General features: G+C 61.6%; 14 protein-coding genes. 4 read left to right on the top strand and 10 right to left on the bottom strand.

The annotated features are described in order from the left end of the window. Window positions 1-7: 7 nt before the first annotated feature. The 4 genes from AC0N03_RS10470 to AC0N03_RS10455 are packed head-to-tail and all read right to left on the bottom strand — an operon-like array spanning window position 8 to window position 8,860. Window positions 8-3,109: an efflux RND transporter permease subunit gene (locus AC0N03_RS10470; RefSeq protein ID WP_474288676.1), complete on the bottom strand. Its 3,102-nt coding sequence runs from the start codon at window positions 3,107-3,109 to the stop codon at window positions 8-10. Further along, window positions 3,106-6,228: an efflux RND transporter permease subunit gene (locus tag AC0N03_RS10465; protein ID WP_474288675.1), complete on the bottom strand. Its 3,123-nt coding sequence runs from the start codon at window positions 6,226-6,228 to the stop codon at window positions 3,106-3,108. Before AC0N03_RS10465 ends, AC0N03_RS10470 begins: the two co-directional genes overlap by 4 nt. Then, on the bottom strand, window positions 6,225-7,442 hold the full coding sequence (locus AC0N03_RS10460) for an efflux RND transporter periplasmic adaptor subunit (RefSeq protein ID WP_474288673.1): 1,218 nt from the start codon (window positions 7,440-7,442) through the stop codon (window positions 6,225-6,227). Before AC0N03_RS10460 ends, AC0N03_RS10465 begins: the two co-directional genes overlap by 4 nt. Next, window positions 7,439-8,860 carry an efflux transporter outer membrane subunit gene (locus AC0N03_RS10455; RefSeq protein ID WP_474288672.1) on the bottom strand — a complete coding sequence of 474 codons (1,422 nt, stop codon included), beginning with the start codon at window positions 8,858-8,860 and terminating at the stop codon, window positions 7,439-7,441. Before AC0N03_RS10455 ends, AC0N03_RS10460 begins: the two co-directional genes overlap by 4 nt. A 202-nt stretch (window positions 8,861-9,062) precedes the next feature. Here AC0N03_RS10455 and AC0N03_RS10450 point away from each other — a divergent pair, with 202 nt between their 5' ends. Next, entirely contained in the window at window positions 9,063-9,644 is a 582-nt protein-coding gene (locus AC0N03_RS10450; RefSeq protein WP_474288671.1) for a DUF4337 family protein, read from the top strand. 16 nt (window positions 9,645-9,660) lie between these two features. On the opposite strand, the gene AC0N03_RS10445 is transcribed toward AC0N03_RS10450, so the two are convergent. The 3 genes from AC0N03_RS10445 to AC0N03_RS10435 all read right to left on the bottom strand — a co-directional run bounded on the left by AC0N03_RS10445 (window position 9,661) and on the right by AC0N03_RS10435 (window position 12,376). Continuing rightward, window positions 9,661-10,170 (bottom strand): hypothetical protein, encoded by a 510-nt coding sequence (locus AC0N03_RS10445; RefSeq protein ID WP_474288670.1) that lies wholly within the window; start codon window positions 10,168-10,170, stop codon window positions 9,661-9,663. 110 nt (window positions 10,171-10,280) lie between these two features. Beyond that, window positions 10,281-11,219 (bottom strand): LysR substrate-binding domain-containing protein, encoded by a 939-nt coding sequence (locus AC0N03_RS10440; protein WP_474288669.1) that lies wholly within the window; start codon window positions 11,217-11,219, stop codon window positions 10,281-10,283. 8 nt (window positions 11,220-11,227) lie between these two features. Next, window positions 11,228-12,376: a mandelate racemase/muconate lactonizing enzyme family protein gene (locus AC0N03_RS10435; RefSeq protein WP_474288668.1), complete on the bottom strand. Its 1,149-nt coding sequence runs from the start codon at window positions 12,374-12,376 to the stop codon at window positions 11,228-11,230. Between the two features lie 344 nt (window positions 12,377-12,720). On the opposite strand from AC0N03_RS10435, the gene AC0N03_RS10430 reads away from it, so the two are divergent. Next, entirely contained in the window at window positions 12,721-13,071 is a 351-nt protein-coding gene (locus tag AC0N03_RS10430) for a DUF2306 domain-containing protein (protein ID WP_474288667.1), read from the top strand. 65 nt (window positions 13,072-13,136) lie between these two features. Continuing rightward, a complete protein-coding gene (locus AC0N03_RS10425; RefSeq protein ID WP_474288666.1) occupies window positions 13,137-14,123 on the top strand; it encodes an extensin-like domain-containing protein in 987 nt (328 codons plus the stop codon). Window positions 14,124-14,175: 52 nt separating this feature from the next. Here the strand turns inward: AC0N03_RS10425 and AC0N03_RS10420 are convergent, their stop codons facing one another. After that, window positions 14,176-16,587, bottom strand: a complete 2,412-nt coding sequence (locus tag AC0N03_RS10420) for a GcvT family protein (RefSeq protein ID WP_474288665.1) — start codon at window positions 16,585-16,587, stop codon at window positions 14,176-14,178. A 126-nt stretch (window positions 16,588-16,713) separates the two neighbouring features. On the opposite strand from AC0N03_RS10420, the gene nhaA reads away from it, so the two are divergent. Further along, the gene (gene nhaA / locus AC0N03_RS10415; protein WP_474288664.1) at window positions 16,714-17,838 is read left to right on the top strand and encodes a Na+/H+ antiporter NhaA; all 1,125 of its coding nucleotides are present in this window, start codon (window positions 16,714-16,716) and stop codon (window positions 17,836-17,838) included. Here the strand turns inward: nhaA and AC0N03_RS10410 are convergent, their stop codons facing one another. Then, the gene (locus AC0N03_RS10410) at window positions 17,839-18,699 is read right to left on the bottom strand and encodes a 23S rRNA (adenine(2030)-N(6))-methyltransferase RlmJ (protein WP_474288663.1); all 861 of its coding nucleotides are present in this window, start codon (window positions 18,697-18,699) and stop codon (window positions 17,839-17,841) included. It abuts the gene before it with no gap. Further along, window positions 18,699-19,229 (bottom strand): winged helix DNA-binding protein, encoded by a 531-nt coding sequence (locus AC0N03_RS10405; RefSeq protein ID WP_474288662.1) that lies wholly within the window; start codon window positions 19,227-19,229, stop codon window positions 18,699-18,701. The genes AC0N03_RS10410 and AC0N03_RS10405 overlap by 1 nt, the downstream gene beginning before the upstream one ends. Window positions 19,230-19,269 lie beyond the last annotated feature (40 nt).

Here is a 19,269-nt window from a genome sequence, read left to right as displayed (position 1 = left end):
CTGTAATTTATAGGCCCGCGACGGCGGGTGCGCCGCTCCGGCGCGTTTTATTCCAGCGCGAGAGATTGGCAAGACCGAGATAGATGATCGGCGTGGTGTAAAGCGTCAATATCTGGCTGAGCAGCAGCCCGCCGACGATGGTGACGCCGAGCGGCTGACGCAGGGCAGAACCCGGCCCTGTGGAAATGGCCAGCGGCACTGCTCCCAGCATCGCCGCCATTGTCGTCATCAGGATCGGCCGGAAACGCTCCATGCAGGCCGCAAAAATGGCGTCCGCGGGCGCCAGCCCCTGCCCGCGCTCCGCGGCAATGGCAAAATCAACCAATATGATGCCGTTCTTCTTGACGATGCCGATCAGCATGATGATGCCGATCATCGCCACAAGGCTGAGGTCCATGCCGGCCACGCGCAGCGCGATCAGCGCGCCCAGACCCGCCGATGGCAGCGTCGACAGGATGGTGAGCGGATGCAGCAGGCTCTCATAGAGCACGCCAAGAATGATATAGACCGCCAGCAGCGCCGTGATGATCAGCAGGCCCGTGCCGGATGTGCCCTGCGTCGACGCCAGCGCATCGCCGGCGAGATCGGCATGCAGATTATCGGGCAGATGCAGTTGCGCCACGGCCGCTTCCATCGCCTTCGACATGTCATTGAGATTATAGCCCGGCGCCAGATCGTAGGAAAAGGTGACCGCCGGAAACGGGCCCTGATGATTGACCGCCAGCGGCGTGGTGGTGCGTTCGACATGCGCGAGCGCTGCCAGCGGCACCTGCCTGCCCGAGCTTGAGGGCAGGTAAATATCCGGTATGTCCGCCGGGTCGCGCTGGCGATCCGAGGGAAGTTCCAGAATGACGCTATATTGATTGCGATCGCCGTAAATGGTCGATATCTGCCGCTGGGCAAAGGAATTGTTCAGGGCCGTGTCGATATCCTGCACGGAAACGCCGAGGCGCGCCGCCATATCGCGGTCAATGACGACATTTGCCTGCAGCCCGCCCGAATCACGGTCCGAGGTCAGATCCACAAGGCCGGGCAACATGCCGAACCGCGCCAGCACGCGGGGAATTGCGGCCTCAAGCTCGTTGAGATCGGGGTCCCAGAGCGTGAACTGATAGACCGATTTGCCCTGCCGCGCGCCCGCACGGATGCTGAAGGACGGCGAAAGATAGACGTGAATGCCAGCCAGCCGGGCCAGCTTTGGACGCAGGCGGTTGATGATATCGATCGAGCGGGTCGTCTTCAGCGTCTGCGGATCGACGCCGATGAACAACCGCCCCTGATTGACGGCATTCGACAAAGGACCGGCACTGCCGATAAACGAAGCGACGGATGCAATCGCCGGGTCGGCACGGATAATCGCCGCCGCCTTGTTCTGCAGATCCAGCATGGCGGCGAAGGAGACATCCGGAGCCGCCTCGGTTGAGCCGAAGATCAGGCCGGTATCATCCTGCGCGAACAGGCTTTTCGGCGACTCGATGATGAGTCCGACCGTCAGGCTAACGGTGACGACTGTGGCCAGCCCCGCCAGCCAGGGATGATGCAGCACCGGCCAGAGCGTGGCACGGTAAAAGCGGATCATTCCCGCAAGTATCCGCTCCACCTGACGCCCCAGCCAATGCGGCGGCCCTTCCTCCAGCTTCATGAAATGGCCGCAGATCATCGGCGTGACAGACAGCGAGACAAAGGTCGAAATCAGCACCGCAAAGGTCAGCGTGAGCGAGAATTCCCGCAGGATCTTGCCCGCAAGCCCCCCGGCAAACAGCAGAGGTACAAAGGCGGCAATCAATGAAAGGCTGATGGAAATAATGGTGAAGCTGATCTGCCGTGAGCCTGCCAGCGCCGCCTGCAAAGGCCTGAGGCCTTTTTCCATGTTGCGGTGCAGGTTTTCCATCATGACAATGGCATCGTCGACAACAAAGCCTACCGAAATAATGATCGCCATGAGCGAAAGATTATCCACGGTAAATCCGACAAGCCACATGGCGCCGAACGTTCCGGCCAGCGTCAGCGGCACGGTGACACCGGCGGCAATGACGGCGGTTGCGCCGCGCATGAACAAAGCCACCACCAGCATGACCAGAATGATCGACATACCGAGAGTTTTCTGAACTTCCTGCACGGAATTGCGGATCACCTTCGTCTGATCGTTGAGAATGGAGATATCCAGTCCTGCCGGCAGGAAAGGGCGCAGGGCCGGAAGCAGCGCCTTCACGCCATCGACCGTTTCGATGACATTGGCATTGGCCTGCTTGGTCACCTGCAGGATCACGGCAGGCTTGCCATTATAGGTCGCGCTTGAGCGCCGGTTGCGCACGCCGGGCGACACTTTGGCAACATCGCCCAGCCGGATTGACCGGCCATTGCTCGTGCGGATGACGATATCCGCATAATCGCCCGGCTTGACGAGCTGGTCGTCCACGCCGATCGTGATGGTCTGCGCCGCGCCTTCCAGTGCGCCGATCGGCGCATGGGCATTGGCAGCGGCAATGGCCGCGCGCACGGCATCGAAGCTCAGCCCCATCGCGGCCAGCCGCGCGCCGTCCACCTGCACGCGTACCGTCGGCTGTTCCGAGCCGCTGACAACCACATCCGCCACCCCCGGCAATTGCGATATGCGCTGCACCAGCAGCGTATCGGCAATGTCATAGATCGCCGAAGGCGCGAGCGTATCGGAGGTCAGGGCGAGGATCAGCACCGGCATGGCTGCCGGATTGGCCTTGCGGAAGGTCGGCAGAACCGGCAGGTCGCCCGGCAGGTCGGTGGCGGCGGCGTTGAGCGCAGCCTGTACATCCTGCGCCGCCGAGTCGACGGCGCGGCTCGTGTCGAACTGGATGGTTATCTGGCTGTTGCCGAGAGAATTGACCGAAGTGAGTTCGCTCACGCCCGAAATGGTGGCGAGGCGGCGCTCTATCGGCGCGGCGACACTGGCTGCCATGGTTGCCGGGTCGGCGCCCGGACGGCTGGCAGATATGCGAATGGTCGGAAAATCAAGCGCAGGCAGGCTCGCGACCGGCAAAAAGACATAGGCCACCATGCCGACAAGAAACAGGCCGAGCGCCATGAGCGTCGTCCCCACGGGACGCAGGATGAAGAGACGCGAGGCATTCATGATGCCGGCGCCAGCCGCGACGGCCTGCGGCGCAGGCCTTCAATCAGCAGATAGATGACGGGCGTCGTATACAGTGTGAGCATCTGGCTCAGAACAAGACCGCCAACAATGGAAATGCCGAGCGGCATGCGCAATTCGCTGCCCGTGCCATGCGCGAAAGCCAGAGGCAATGCGCCGAGCAAAGCCGCCAGGGTCGTCATCATGATGGGGCGGAATCGCAGATGGCAGGCGCGCACGATCGCCTCATAGGGGCTGAGGCCCTCGCCCCGCTCGGCCTCCAGAGCGAAATCGATCATCATGATCGCATTTTTCTTGACGATGCCCATGAGCAGAAGAATGCCGATCAGGGCCACAACCGAAAGATCGTCGCCATGCAATTGCAGCGCGATCAACGCTCCCACGCCGGCGGAAGGCAGGGTGGACAGGATGGTGACAGGGTGAAAGAAATTCTCGTACAGGATGCCGAGCACCAGATAGATGGCGACGATGGCCGCCAGAATGAGCCAGGGCTCACCGGCCAGCGCATTCTGGAATTCTGCGGCATCGGCGCTGAAATTGCCGATGACCGACGCGGGCATGCCGATATCCGATTGCGCCTGCGCCATCGCCAGCACCGCAGCGCCAAGCGACTTGCCGGGCGCAAGATCGAAACTGAGCGCCGCCGCCGGAAACTGTTCTTCATGTGCCACTACAAGCGGCGCGGAGATCAGTTCAACCGTGGCAAAGGACTGCAGCGGCACCTGCACGCCATTGGCCCCCGGCAGATAGATATGCGAGAGGGCCGAGACATCGCGGCTCTGCGCATCGGCGGCAGAAAGAATGACGCGATATTGGTTGGCCTGCGCATAGATGGTCGAGACCTGCCGCTGCCCGAAGGCGTCGTTCAGCGTGTCATCCACGGTCTGCATCGATATGCCGAAGCGTCCGGCCTTGTCGCGGTCGATCCTGACCTGCGCGCGCAGCCCGGTTGAATCATATTCATTCGAAACATTGCGCAGAACCGGGTCCTGCCGCAGCCGCGCCACCAGCCTGCGCGCCCAGAGCGCCACCTGCGCTCCATCCGAGCCGGACAGGATATACTGATATTGCGCGCGGGTGACGCGGGTGGAAATCTGCAGATCCTGCACAGGCTGGGCGAACAGGGCCAGCCCCGGCATGTCCGAAACAAGGCCCTGAAGCCGTGCGGCAATGACAGCGGCGCTGTCGCGGCGCAGCGCCCTGTCCCTCAGGCTGACCGCCATATGCACCACATTGCCGGTGGCATTGGTGGTGCCGACGCCCACAACCGCCGTAAGACCGGCGACATCGGGGTCTTTGCGCACGGCTTCGGCCACCTGCGCCTGCGCCAGAGTCATCTGGGCGAACGAAATATCCGGCGCGGCCTCCAATGTCAGCTCGATCAGCCCGGTATCCTGCTCCGGCAGAAAGCCCTTCGGCATGTAGACATAGGAAAGGCCGGTGGCGAGCATGGTGACAAGCATCACGCCCACCATCAGCCCGCGGCGGGCCAGCGCCCAGTCCAGACTCCGGGCATAGGCTCCGTTCATCCAGTTCAGCGGCCGCTCGGCCTGACGCGCCAGCCAGTGCGGGCGTCTTCCCGCCGACGGTTTGAGCAGGCGCGCGCACATCATCGGCGTCAGGGTGAGCGAAACTACCGCCGAAACCACCACGGCAATGGTGAGTGTGAGCGCGAATTCGCGGAACATCCGGCCGACAAGCCCGGTCATGAACAGCAGCGGGATAAACACCGCAATCAGCGAAACCGTCAGCGAAATAACAGTGAAGCCAATTTCGCGCGCGCCGTCGAGCGCCGCCTGCAACGGCGTCTTGCCGCCCTCGATATTGCGCACGACATTTTCGATCATGACAATCGCATCGTCGACAACGAAGCCCGTGCCGATGGTGAGCGCCATCAGCGAGAGATTGTCGAGGCTGAAGCCCGCCACATACATCAGTGCGAAGGTGGCGATCAGCGACAGCGGCAGCGCCACGCCGGCGATGATCGTGGCGCGCAGCGACCGCAGAAACAACAGCACAACCAGCACAACCAGCGCCGCGCTCAGAACCAGCGTGAACTGCACATCGTGAATCGAGGCGCGGATCGTGTTCGTGCGGTCATGCACGATCCTGAGTTCGGCTCCGGCGGGAATAGCGCTTTGCAGGCGCGGCAGTTCCGCCAGAACGGCGGAAACGGTGCGGACGATATTGGCGCCCGGCTGGCGCTGCACATTCAGCACGATGGCCGGTTCGTTCTGATACCAGCCGCCGACGCGGGTATTTTCCAGCCCGTCCGAGATGGCGGCGACATCGCCAAGATGCACCGAGATGCCGTTGCGATGCGCAACCACAACCTGACGATAGGCATCCGCCGCGCCGATCTGGTCGTTCGCGCCGATGGTGTAGGACTGCAAGGCGCCGTCGATAGCCCCCTTGGAGCCCGCAACATTGGCCGCAGATATGGCACTGCGCATATCCTCCAGACTGATCTGATAGGCCGCCAGACGATTGAGATCGGCGTCGATGCGCACCGCAGGGCGGATGTTGCCCTCAATCGAGACATGGCCGACACCGCTCACCTGACTGAGATGCGGGCCGATCAGCGTGTCAGCTATATCGCTCAGCGCACGCAGGGACACACTGCGCGATGTGAGCGCAAGAATGAGAATGGGCGCGTCCGCCGTATTCACCTTGGAATAGGTTGGTGGATAGGGCAGATTTTTCGGCAGGTTGGAATTGGCGGCATTGATCGCCGATTGGACATCCTGCGCCGCGGCATCAATATTGCGGTCAAGGTCGAATTGCAGCGTGATCTGGCTCAGCCCGAACGTGCTCTGAGACGACATGGCGGCCAGCGAGGGGATCTGCCCGAACTGGCGCTCCAGCGGCGCGGTGACGAGTTGCGCGATCGTATCAGGATTGGCCCCCGGCAATTGGGTTGTGACCACGATGGTCGGAAAATCAATCTGCGGCAGGGCCGAGACAGGCAGCCGCATATAGCCGAGCACTCCGCACAGCAGCACTGCCAGCGCCAGCAGCGATGTGGCGACAGGGCGCAGGATGAAGGGTGCCGAGACGCTGCCCGCCGACGGCGCCGGACCTTCGCGCCCGTCGTCGCTCATGGCTTCTTCTTTGCCGCCGGATCGGCGGGTTTGGCGTCAGGCGCGGGCGCGGCCTTACCGTCGGACACGCTGACCCTGGCGCCGTCCTTAAGCCGTGCGAAACCTGACATGACAACCTGCTGCCCTGCAGCTATATCGCCCTCGACCACGGCGCGCGTCTCGTCCTGATACGTAACCTTGACCGCCACCTGCGCCAATGTCGAATCTGCATTGATCCGGTAGAGATAGGCGCCCGAGGGGCCGCGCTGCACCGCAACGGCAGGCACCACCATGGCATCGGGCAGATTGGCGACCTCAATGCGCACATTGACGAACTGGCCCGGCCAGATCTGCAACTGCGCATTGGGAAATTCCGCCTTGAACCTGACCGTTCCAGATGTCTGATCGACCTGATTGTCGATGACGGTCACATGCCCCTCATCAAGAGGCGTGGCATTGTCCGAATCCAGCACTTTCACCGGCAGCGGCCCGCGTGAATAGGCAGACAGCGCCGCCCGCACATATTTTTGCGGCAGGTTGAATATGACGGCAATGGGCCGCACCTCCGTGATCGTCACCAGACCATTGGTGTCGGAGGCATGAAGAATATTGCCGTTGTCAATCGCCCGCAGCCCCACCCGCCCGCTGATGGGCGCGCGGATGCTGGTGTAATCGAGCTGCACCTTTGCGCTGGCCAGAGCGGCTTCATCCGCCCGCACGATGGCCTCGTCCTGCGTCACGACTGCCGCCTGCGTATCGGCCTGCTGGCGCGAGGTATATTGCGAGGTGGCCAGTTTTGAATAACGTTCAAGATCGATGCGGGCATTGGCGAGAACAGCCTCATCCTGCGCCTTTTTCGCCTGAGCCTGATCATATTGCGCCTGCGCCGCAGCAGGATCAAGCCGCGCCAGCAGATCGCCCGCCGCAACATCCTGCCCTTCCGTGAAATTGAGCGCGATCAGCTTGCCGTCTATCTGCGAACGCACGACAACGGTGTTACGCGCCTGCGCGGTGCCGATGGCATCGACGGTAACCGGCACATTTTCCACCCGCACCGGGCTGGCCAGCACGGAAATGGCCTCGTCGCCAAGGGCGCGGCGCGCCAGTTTGGGATCTTTCTGCACGGGCGCGACTGGCCAGAGCCGCGCGAGAAAGGCGGGCCGATAGCCGGTGACCTCGCTGTAGCCATAAAAAACGGCCAGCGCCAGAACAACGATGATGATCAGCCTTTTCATAGCCCCCCTGCCTTGTCCGGCATGGTCCAGCCGCCGCCCAGTGCCTCGATCAGGCTGATATAGGCCGAAAATTTCGCCAGTCGAATTTGCACAAGCGCGTCCTGCGCCTGAAACAGGTTGGTTTCGGCGTTGAGGACGCTGGTCACATCCACCGATCCCTCGCGCAGAATCTTCTCGTTGATGTCATAGGTGCGCTGCGCGGCGGCAACCGCCTCGCCCTGCAACATCTCATGCCGCCGCTGCGCCGCTATTGCCGTAAGGGCATTCTCGACATCCGAAAAGGCGGAAATGATGCTCTTGCGATAGGCGAGCAACAGTTGCTGCTGCTGCGCGCGCGCATCTGCAAGTTCGCCCTGCAGCGTGCCGCCATCGAAAATGGGCTGAGTCAGCCCGGCGGCGAGCGATGCAAGCGCTGCCTCGGGGCGGAAGAGATTCTTCAGCGTCATGCTCTCCAGCCCCGCTTTGCCGGTCAGGGACACAGCGGGCAGGAAGGCCGCCCGCGCCGCGGCGACATTGGCTTTCTGCGCCTCGAGGCGGGCCTCGGCTGCAGCAATATCGGGCCGGCGAACCAATATCTGCGACGGCAGGCCGGGCGTGATCTTCGGATCGCGAAGGCGGGAAAGGCTCCCCCCGCGGATCGTCAGGCTTTCCGGCGGCCTGCCCAGCAGAACGGCCAGCGTCATGCGCGCCTGCGCCAGAGAAATGTCGAGCGGCGGCACGGCGGCTTTGGCATTGGCCACAACCGATTCCTGCGTGAGCTGATCGAGCTTCGTGGCCGTGCCGACCGTGATGCGCGCATTGATAACGGTGAGAACACGTTCCGCCGTCGCAAGATTTTGCGCCGCAATGGCCAGACGGTCCTGCGCGGCCAGATATTGAAAATAAGCGTTGGCGACAGCCGCCTGCGTGGAAAGGCGCGTCGTTTCCCGGTCATAGAGGCTGGCGGTCACGCCCGCCTGCGCCGCCGCCGCGGTTGCGCGGTTGCGGCCCCAGAAATCGACCATGTAACTGGCGTTGAGGCCCAGATCGAAACTGTTGCTGACCACCCGCGTGAACGGACCGTTTCTCGATTTGGCGGTGCCCGGCGTCATGCTGCGCGAGGCGTCGGAACTGGCGTCAATCGTCGGATAAAGCGCGGCGCCGCTGATGCCCGCCTGCGCCTGCGCCTGCTCGATCTTGGCCGTTGCGGTGGCGATGTCGAAATTGCCGGCCAGAGCTTCAGTACTCAGGCGGGCCAGTTCGTCAGAGCCGAACGCGCGGCTCCAATCAGTATCCATCGCCGAGGCTGCCGCGCCCTTTGCAGCGCTGAACTGCCCCGGAACGGCAATAGCGAGCTCAGTTTTGTCGGCCTCGGCCACGCAGCCGGCCAAAGGCAAAAGCACCAGCACAACACCGGATCGCAATAGGGTTCTGATCATGCAGTCAATCCGGAGTCCGGCCACCTTCTTGTTTCCAGAGCGCCGCCCTGTGTAGTGGCGATTACACACGGAGCGCAAATTAAAATTCGGCAATCTTCGTCGCGCCATATGGTTATTGCATTGCACACGAAAAGCACCGCGCTGGCAATCGGGTCCTGCCCGGGCTAGGATATCGGTGCACTGATTTTTAATGAGGCCGAAAATGGAAAACCAGACCGAGGAACATCTGGAACATGCCGAACATGCCCAGCATGCCGCCCATGAGGACAATCCGTTTCTGACCACGGTCTCGATGACCATTGCGGTGCTGGCGGTGATCGCGGCGACAATCGGCTCGCTGGAGACGATCGAGTCCGGCAAGGCCATCTCCGAAAAGAATGTCGCCGTCCTGCGGCAAAGCCAGGCCAGCGACCAATGGGCCTTCTTTCAGGCAAAAAGCATCAAGAAAAACCTGTATGACATTGCCAGCCAGCAGGCAAAAGCCGGCGGCGCGGGCGATGCAGCCGCATTCGACAAAAGCGCGCGCGGCAACGAGACCGATCAGAACGAGATCCGCAAAAAGGCCGAGGAACTCGAGCATCAGCGCGACGAAAAGCTGGCCGAAGCGGACGGGCACGAACATCGCCACCATATTCTCACGATCGGCGTGACCATTATTCACGTGGCCATTGCGGTTGCGACCATCGCCATCATCACGCGCGGCAGACGCTGGCCCTGGCACATGGCGCTTGGCCTCACCGCACTCGGCGTGGCGATTTCGGCCAGCGCCTATCTGGGCCTGTGAACGCGGAGCGTCGCTGCTATTTGCCGCCGGATTTAAGGCGCAGGTTGCAGGCGCTCCAATATTTCGGCCAGGAGCCATATTGCGCCTTGAGAGCCGCCTTGTTGGCGCGCCATTCATTGCCGCATTCTTTCTGGCGGGATCTGGCGGGCGAAGCGGCCGGGGCAGCCTGATCAGTCTTGTCCGAGGCTTCCGCCTGTTTGGCGGTCCCGTCTGGCGCCGCAGTATTGTCCTTCGCTGGCGTCGGAGCAGCAGCAGGAACGGAAGCAGCGGGAACAGAGGCCGCGGCGGCAACAGGGGCGGCTGGTGCCGCCGGAACCGCCTGCGCGGCAGGTGTTGCAGGCGTGACGGCTTTCTTTTCGGTGGCGCAATGGCTGAAATATTGCGGCCATGTCTCACCGTTGAGGCCATTCGCGGCTTTGGCGGCCTGATAGGCATCGCTGCATTGCTTCATCACACTCTGCGCGCCGGCCTGTCCGGCGGCGCAGATCATTGTGAACGCCAGGCCGACTACAACAAATGTACGCATGATAACTCCCGTGCAAATATTCCCATAGGGAAGCACGGCGACCATAATCTATAATTTCAGTACATGTCGAGTACGGCTCATGAATTCTGGCTGGAATTAAATATAAAAAATTATTTTACAGAAATATTCGTTCCTTCAGCAAGATTAAATCCGCCAAACCAGCGAATCAACCATGAGCGGAACAGAGAAACAGCCTCATTATTCAGATCTTCCGGGTGCGTGGCCAGATAATAACCATAACCATCGTCGAGCAATGTATCGAAAGGCTGCACCAGACGGCCCTCGGCAATCTCCGTCTTGAACAGCATGGGGTCCACCAGCGCCAGCCCGCCGCCGGTCAGGGCATATTGCACCGCAAGCTGCGCCGTATCGAAAACGAGGCCGCGGTCAACGCGGATATCCGGCCGGCCGAGGCCGCGCATATACATTTCCCAGAACTCATGCCGCGGGCGCTGATCCAGCTTGACGTGCAGGAGGTCGTTTCGGGTGAGGAAGGTGGTGATGTCCGTGCCATCGAAGCTTGCCGCAACCTGCGGCGTGCACAGAACGGTCAGCCGCACCATCCACAACAGGTCGAGAATGGAATTGCTCACTTCGGGCTGGCTGTAGACAACCGCGACATCCGGATCGCCATCGGCGGGTGAATTTGAGGGTTTGGACGCAATTTCCAATGTGATGTCGGGGTGCTCGGCGCGAAAATCCTGCAGCAGCGGAATGGCAAGCTGATGCGCGAAGGTCGGCGGCAGAAACACTTTCAGCACGCGCTTGGGCGTACCCTTCTCGCGGATGATCTCACCCAGGGCCTGATCGATGCGATCGAAGCTCTTGGAGACCACCGGCAGAAGGTGCTTGCCCGCATCGGTGAGAATGAGTTGCTGCGGCCTGCGCTCGAACAGCGGCACGCCGAGAAACTGCTCCAGCACGATCACGTGGCGGCTCACCGCGCTCTGCGCCACAGTCAGCTTGTTGGCGGCGGCAGTGAAGCTCAGCAGGTTCCCCGCAGCCTCAAAAGCGCGCAATGCATTCAACGGCAGCCATTTGCGATCCATTTTTGTCCCTATCCGATGCGAGTCTTGGCCAGAAGATCTTCATTGAGATCGTACCCCATTCCGGGACGATCCGAGAGAACAATCATGCCATTCGCGTCAACTTTCAAGGGCTCGGCCATCATGTAGTCGCGCCGGTCAAGGCCCCACTCCGGCGGATCATAGGGATATTCGATAAAAGGCGCGTCCGACATGCCGGCCGTGAGATGGGCATTGGCGGTGACGCCCATGCCATTCGTCCAGGTATGCGGCGTGAAAATCAGATTATGCTCCTGCGCCATCAGGCCTACGCGGCGGCAGCCGGTGATGCCGCCCACCAGCGCCACATCCGGCTGAACGATGTCTACCGCCCCCTCGGTGATGAGATCGCGGAATTCATAAAGCTCGCGCGTCATCTCGCCCCCGGCGATACGCACATCCGTCATGGTGCGCAGCTTCTTCATGCCCTCGCGGTCGCCCCTGTAGAGCGGCTCCTCCATCCAGAACACGCCGAGATTCTCCAGTTCGCGCGCCACCTTGACAGCATCCTTGAGCGACCATGGCGCATAGGTATCCCAGGTCATGCGCCAGCCCTGATTGCAATCGACCATCAGGTCCATCCTGTCGCCGATACGCTTCCGCACCGCCTCGAGCGCGCGGATGTCCTTGCGCCAGTCGCCGCGGTGAAAACGGATCTTCAGCGCAGTGAAATTCTGCGCCAGATAGGCCTCCGCAGCATCGGCGAGGGCTTCGGGCGCACGCAGGGTGCCGGACGACGCATAGGCGCGGATGGAATTCGACAAGCCGCCCAGCAGGCGCCAGCACGGCTGGCCGGTGATCTTGCCCGCGAGATCCCAGAGCGCGAGATCAAGCGGCCAGCAGCGGCCATAATGGAAATTGATGTTGTTGATCACACGCCAGTGGCGCTCTATCGCCAGCGCGTCCTGCCCGATGAACAGATCCTCATGGCCGGCAAAGCCCACCATAAGATCGCCCGAACCAATGCCCGTGATGCCCGCATCGGTATGGACGCGCACGATTGTCGCGTCCCAGAAGGTGCGCGGCTTGGTGTCCCAGCTTGCGTGAAACGGCGGCGAGAAATGCAGCCGGTGCTGGCTGATCTCGATTCCGGTGATCGTCACTCTGGCTGCGGACGCAACCTGCGGCGCGGGCTGTACCATGAAATCCTCTCTTGCCTTGGACGGCGGGCCTGCGGCCGGCGCCTGTACCTATAAGGCGTTTATCGTCAGGTTTATCGGTCAACCCGCAAACATCAATTGAAGATATCGACATTTCAAAATGTGATACACACCGAAATAACCGGTGCGGTACGGGCGATGAAATTGACACGGTTCCGGCTGGAGAATAATCTCATTTGTGAGATTTGAAATTCCTTAGTATTGGAATCTGAAAAATCGGGCTGGCCAGTGCCGGAATTAAAAACTGGTTTCAGAACCAGCAACGCGAGACCAACGGAAACCAAATGACTGTGACCCCGTTTTATAGCGCAAACCCTGTGGTTCTAATGCATCTTATGCTGGCCATCGGCGCATTGGTTCTGGGCATTTCGATCGCCGTCCAGCGCAAGGGCAGCGCGCTGCACAAATGGAGCGGCCGCATCTGGAGCGGGCTCATGCTGGCAACAGCCGCAACCTCCATCGGCATACAAAGCCTGTTTCCGGGGCATTTCAGCCCCATACATCTGCTCTCGCTGGTGACATTATGCTCCATCCCGCTCGGCCTTCTGGCCATCCGCAGCGGCCATGTCGCCCGGCATAAATACATCATGCTGAGCAATTTTGCCGGGCTTTGCATCGCCGGACTGTTCACGCTGGTGCCGGGGCGGCTGCTGGGCCAGGTTCTCTTCGGCTGGTGAGCGCTCTCGCCTCCGGTTTTCTTATGCTTAACCGCATCTTAAATAAATCCACCTAACCTTATGGTATGGTGCGTAGGGTAAGACCATATCTCGCACTCGGTCTGGCATTGATCAGTCTGGCCGGGTGCTCGCTTTTTGAACGTGCGCAGCGTCCGGCGTGGCGCACGCAGGCCGAGGAAGCATGCCTCGCGCAAAAGCTGGTGCAGCCGACAGCCTATACCGAACCCATGACCGCGATCGACGGGCCGGGCATCTGCGGCATGGTGCATCCGTTCCGCACCACGGCACTCGCGGGTGGCACTGTCGCACTCGACACCCACGCCACGCTCGCCTGCCCCATGATCCCCGCGCTGGACCAATGGGTACTTAATTCCGTGCAGCCCAGCGCCGAAGCGCGTTTTGGCGAGCCTGTTGTCGAAATCAAGACCATGGGCTCCTATTCCTGCCGCTCCATCGACCATAAATATGGCGCAGCGCTCTCAGAACATTCCTTCGGCAATGCCATAGACATTGCCGGTTTCGTTCTCGCCTCAGGCCGTGAGATCAACGTCGAGAAAGACTGGAACAGCCGCGACGACCAGAAACAGGCCTTCCTGCATGAGGCGCAGGCCGGTGCGTGCTCCTATTTCACCACGGTTCTGGCCCCCGGCGCCGATTCGTATCATCACAACCACATTCACGTCGATCTCGCCCGGCATTCTTTCATGCGCGACGGAACAATGCACACGATCTGCAAGCCGCTGCCTCCCGGCCACGAGCCCGGCCCGCCCGATCTGCCGCCCGCGCCGGAACTCAATGTACGCAATGCGGCGCCGCATAATTCCGAGGTGGCGATGGGTCCCGGCCCGATCAATATAGGTGCGCCGCCGGTTTATCAGGCCTATTCGCCGCGTCCCAGAACCATAGACGATCTCTTGCGCCCGCCCGCACCCATAGGCGCGGACAATTATGCGCCGCAACGGCAAACGGCCTATGTCCGTCCGCAACAGATAGCCCCGTCACTGCCGCCGGTGGACGACATCGACACCAGAAAATTCGACCTGCCGATGTGAGCGCCGCCGCCCGTCAGGCGGCGGACGACAGGCGACTGCAAACCGCCGGGCTTCAGGCGCGCATTTTTGCGCCGGTGGGATCGAAGGCAGCCTCTTTGAGCAGCCGGGCCGGGCGGCGTTCGCCGATGATCTCCACCTCGAACCCGCTGTCTGCCCCGGCAAGTTCGCGGGGGATATAGCCCATGGCCAGCGATTTTTGCACGCTGTGGCCGTAGCCGCCGGACGTGACCCAGCCAACCACCTTGCCGTCATGCCAGATCGGTTCGTCGCCGATGGCATCGGCATCGGTCGCGGCAATATCAAAGGTGACGAGGCGCAGCGTCCCGCCATTCGCCTTTTCCTTTTCTGCGGCCTCTTTGCCGATAAAGGCATATTTGTTCAGATCGACGAAGCGGCCAAGCCCGGCCTCATAAGCGCCATAGATCGGACGATATTCGCGCGCCCATGTGCCGAAACTCTTTTCCAGACGCAGGGCATTGAGCGCCCGTCCGCCGATGGGCCGGATGGCGAAAGCTTCGCCGGCGTCCTTGAGCAGCTCAAAAAGCGCGCGCTGATATTCGCAATGCACCCAGATCTCATAGCCCAGATCGCCGGTGAAGGAGACGCGTCCGACATAGGCCGGGATCATGCCGACATCCATCTTCCTGAAGCTGAGGAAAGGAAATGCCGCGGTGGACAGGTCTTCACGCACAAGGTTCTGCAGGAGCGCGCGCGATTTTGGCCCGGCGACCGAGAAGCCGTTGACCTCCATGGCACAGGGACGCACCTCGACGCCCTCCCCCGGCATATGCTGCTCAAACCAGCGCATGTAGAATATCTCGGCGGCATAGGTGCCGATGAGGATATAATGATTTTCCGCAAGGCGCCCGATGGTGAAATCGCCGATGAGCTTGCCCTGTTCGTTGAGCATGGGCGAAAGCACCATCCTGCCGATAGCGGGCAGCTTGTTGGCCATGACATGGCTCAGAAACACGCTGGCATTGGGACCGGTGACCTCAAACTTGCCATAGTTGGAAATTTCCAGCAGGCCGACGGAATTGCGCACGGCATGGCATTCGGCAGCGACATGCTCGTGGGCGTTGGAGCGGCGGAAAGTCACCTCCTCGACCGGGTCCGTGCCTTTGGGAGCGAACCAGAGCGCATGTTCAAGACCGCAATAATCGCCGAAGACCGCATTCTCGGCCTTGAGCAGGTCATAGGCACCCGTGGTGCGCAGGGGCCGCGCGGCGGGCAGTTCCTCGTTGGGAAAGCGGATCGAGAAGCGGCGGGAATAATTCTCGCGCACCTTCTTGTTAGTATAGGCCAATGTTGCCCATGAGCCATAGCGGGCGACATCCATGCCCCAGACATCGAAGCCCGGATCGCCATGCACCATCCAGTTGGACAAGGCGAGGCCGACGCCGCCGCCCTGCGAAAACCCGGCCATGACGCCGCAGGCCACCCAGAAATTGCGCAATCCGCGCACCGGGCCTATCAGCGGGTTGCCGTCCGGCGCAAAGGTGAACGGGCCGTTGATGACCTTCTTGATGCCCGCCTCGCCAATGGCCGGAAAATGATCGAAACCCACCTCCAGCGAGGGCGCAATGCGCTCAAGGTCGTTGGGCAGCAGGTTCTGGCCGAAATCCCACGGCGTTTCCTTTTCCGACCAGGGCACGCCGGCGCGCTCATAGGTGCCGAGCAGCACCCCGCCGCGCTCCTGCCTTGTGTAGATCTCGCCCTCGAAGTCGATACAGTGGACAAGCTCCTTGCGGCCCTGCAGCTGCGGCAGATCCTCGGTGATCAGATATTGGTGTTCCATGGCCAGAATGGGCAGCTCGATGCCCACCATGCGGCCCACCTCGCGCGCCCACAGGCCGCCGGCATTGACCACGTGCTCGGCATGGATATTGCCCTGCGCCGTGATGACATTCCACGAGCCGTCCTCATTCTGGGTGAGATCGGTGACCTGCGTCTGGCGGTAGATGGTGGCGCCGCCGATCTGCGCTGACTTGGCATAGGCGTGGGTGACGCCGTAGGGGTCGACATGGCCCTCGACGGGGTCATACATGGCGGCGATGAACTTGGATTTATCCATCAGCGGGAAATGATCATAGGCCTCGTCGAGGGAGATCATCTCAAGGTGCATGCCAAGATAACGGCCGCGCGCCTGCGCCATTTTCAGCCAGTTGACGCGCTCCTTCGTGCCGGCAAGCATGATGCCGCCGGTGATATGCGCGCCGCAGCTCTGGCCGGAAATAGCCTCGATTTCCTTGTAAAGCTCGATGGTATATTGCTGGAGCTTGGCGACATTCGGATCGCCGTTAACGGTATGGACACCGCCCGCCGCATGCCAGGTGGACCCGGCGGTGAGTTCCGCCCGCTCAAGCAGAACCACATCCCGCCATCCGAGCTTGGTGAGATGATAGAGCACACTGGCGCCCACCACGCCACCGCCGATGACAACTACCTGCGCATGAGACTTCATTGCAATTCACCTTTGCAAAGCATTACGATCTGGCTTCTAGTTGCAGGCAATTTACGCCAAAGATCAATCTTCTGTCTGGCCGGTTTTTGGCATGGTTCTATCTGAATTTGGGAATGCCGTGAGATCATGCTGAAACCGTTCCGCAGCTTCGCCGTTTTTGTCGCCAATGCGGTCTCCGGCGATATGCTGTTGCTTCTGGCCAGCGTGCTGGCGCTTGGCCTCGCCAATTCGCGTTACGCGCCTCTCTATTTTTCGGTTCTCACTTCCGAACATGGCGGCATCGGCTTTCAGCCCGCAATAAACGACGGCCTGATGGCGGTGTTCTTTCTGCTTGTCGGACTGGAGATCAAGCGGGAATGGGTCGACGGCGCGCTCAGCAGCTGGCGCAGCCGCACCCTGCCGCTCTTTGGCGCAGTGGGCGGCATGGCGGCGCCGAGCCTGATCTATCTTGCGATCAACCGGCATGATCCGGCGCTCTGGCGCGGCTGGGCCATTCCCTCGGCCACGGATATCGCCTTTGCATTGGGCTGCGTCGCGGTGCTTGGCCCGCGGGTGCCGGCCAGCCTGCGCGTGTTTCTCACGGCGCTGGCCATTCTCGATGATCTGGGCGCGGTGGCGATCATCGCCGGATTTTACACTGCGGCGATTCACATCCTGCCTCTGTGTCTCGGGCTGCTGGTGATGTTGGCTCTGTGGCTGCTCAACCGGCGCAATATCATGGCGCTCTGGCCCTATCTTGGCGGCTTTGTGCTGCTCTGGGCCTGCTTCCTTCATTCGGGATTGCATCCGACGCTGGCAGGCGTCTTCACCGCCGCATTCGTGCCGCTGCGCTCGTCGGGACACTCGCCGCTGCAGCGGCTGGAGCACGCTCTCGCGCCGCTGGTGTCGCTGCTGATCCTGCCGCTGTTCGGCTTCGCCAATGCCGGCATAGCGCTGGCCATCAGCGGCTTGTTCTCCGGCGCAGCGCTTGGGGCGGGGCTTGGCTTGTTCGTGGGCAAGCAACTGGGCGTGTTCGCCAGTGTCTTTGCCGCCGTCAGGCTCGGCGCGGCGCATATGCCGGCGGGCGCGAACTGGCGCCAGCTTTACGGCGTCGCCATGCTCTGCGGCATTGGCTTCACCATGAGCCTGTTCATCACGCATCTGGCCTTCGACGATCAGGAACAGGTGGCCGATCTCGCCAAGGCGGGCGTGCTGATCGGCTCGGCGCTATCCGGCATCGGCGGCATGCTGCTGTTGGCGCGCCGGGCCTGATCAGCTCTGCCGGAGCCAGTCCACACGCCATTCAGGATGACCGGGCGCCAGCAGCCGGGCAAGATCAGGCAGGATCAGCCGCGCTTCTTGCGCCATAGGAAAGGGCGGGTTGATCACCAGCATACCGGTTCCGGCAAGGCCCTTGCGGTCATGCTTGCCAGCGCGGTTTGTCTCGGCGATGCGCAATTCGAGGCAGAGCAGATTCTGGATGCGCGCAGGGTCCAGCGCAGCAGCCAGCATCTCGCCCTCCCGGCCATCCTTGATCGGATACCAGACCGCATAGACGCCGGTGGGCCATTTCCGCAGAGCCAGATTCAGCGCCGCCGCAAGATCATGCCATTCGGAGGGCTTTTCATAAGGCGGATCAATAAGCACGAGGCCGCGCCGCTCTTTCGGCGGCACGAGCGCGTTCAGGGCTTCATAGCCGTCGCCCTGGCGGATATGGACGCGCCGGTCGCGGCCCAGATGTATCCGCGCCTCCTCTGCATCCTCCGGATGTAATTCGCACAGAACGAGCCGGTCTTCGGCCCGCAGCAAGCGCTGCGCAATAAGCGGCGAGCCGGCGTATGATGTCAGCGCATCCGGCTGTTGTCCGGCTATGGCCGCCTCAATATAGGGCGCCAGCAGCGGCGCGAGCTTGTCCGGACATGACCAGCCCGCGACACGCGCAATGCCACCCTGCCATTCGGGCGAACGCTGCGCCGCATCCGACGCCAGATCATAGAGGCCGGTTCCGGCATGGGTGTCGAGATAAAACAACGGCGCGGGCTTGCGCACGAGATAGGCCAGAATGCGCGTCAGCAGGATATGCTTGAACACATCGGCAAAATTACCCGCATGAAAAGCGTGGCGGTAATTCATCAAAGGCTCGCGGCAGCGCGGGCCGCCTGATCATACGTGCCGGACAGGAGCCGCAAACGCGCCGCCATGTCCGAGAGCGCCGCCTCGTCAAGGCCAAGCGCGCGCACCGAGGCGATGAGAATATCCTCGCGGATGGTGCGATAATTGAGACAGACGGATTCGCCCCGCGGCGTGATGGCCACGGCCTTTTCCTTGCCCGCCTTCTGCGATTTGACAAGGCCAAGCTGCGAAAGCTTCTTCAGCGAATAGGTCACGAGATGCGTATCCTCGATATTGAGGACGAGGCAGATATCGGCAAGGCGCTTCGAGCGGCCGCGATGATTAACCGAATGCAGCACCATGATGTCGAGCGCCGAAAGATCGGCGACGCCGCTGGCCGCCATGGCGCGCACCATCCAGCGGTTGAAGGCATGACCGGCCATCATCAGTCCGAATTCAAACTCGGAAAGCGCAGGCAGGGCGCCGGTGGCCAGATGCGCTGAAGACACGATGGGGCCGAGGCGGGAGGACGTGGACGGTGTATCAGACATGGGTGATTCCATTTTCAGGCAAGTTTAGCGCAAGGCGAAT

This window comes from Methylocystis sp. sgz306128 (assembly GCF_056032725.1).
This window is presented reverse-complemented; position numbering and strand designations above follow the sequence as displayed.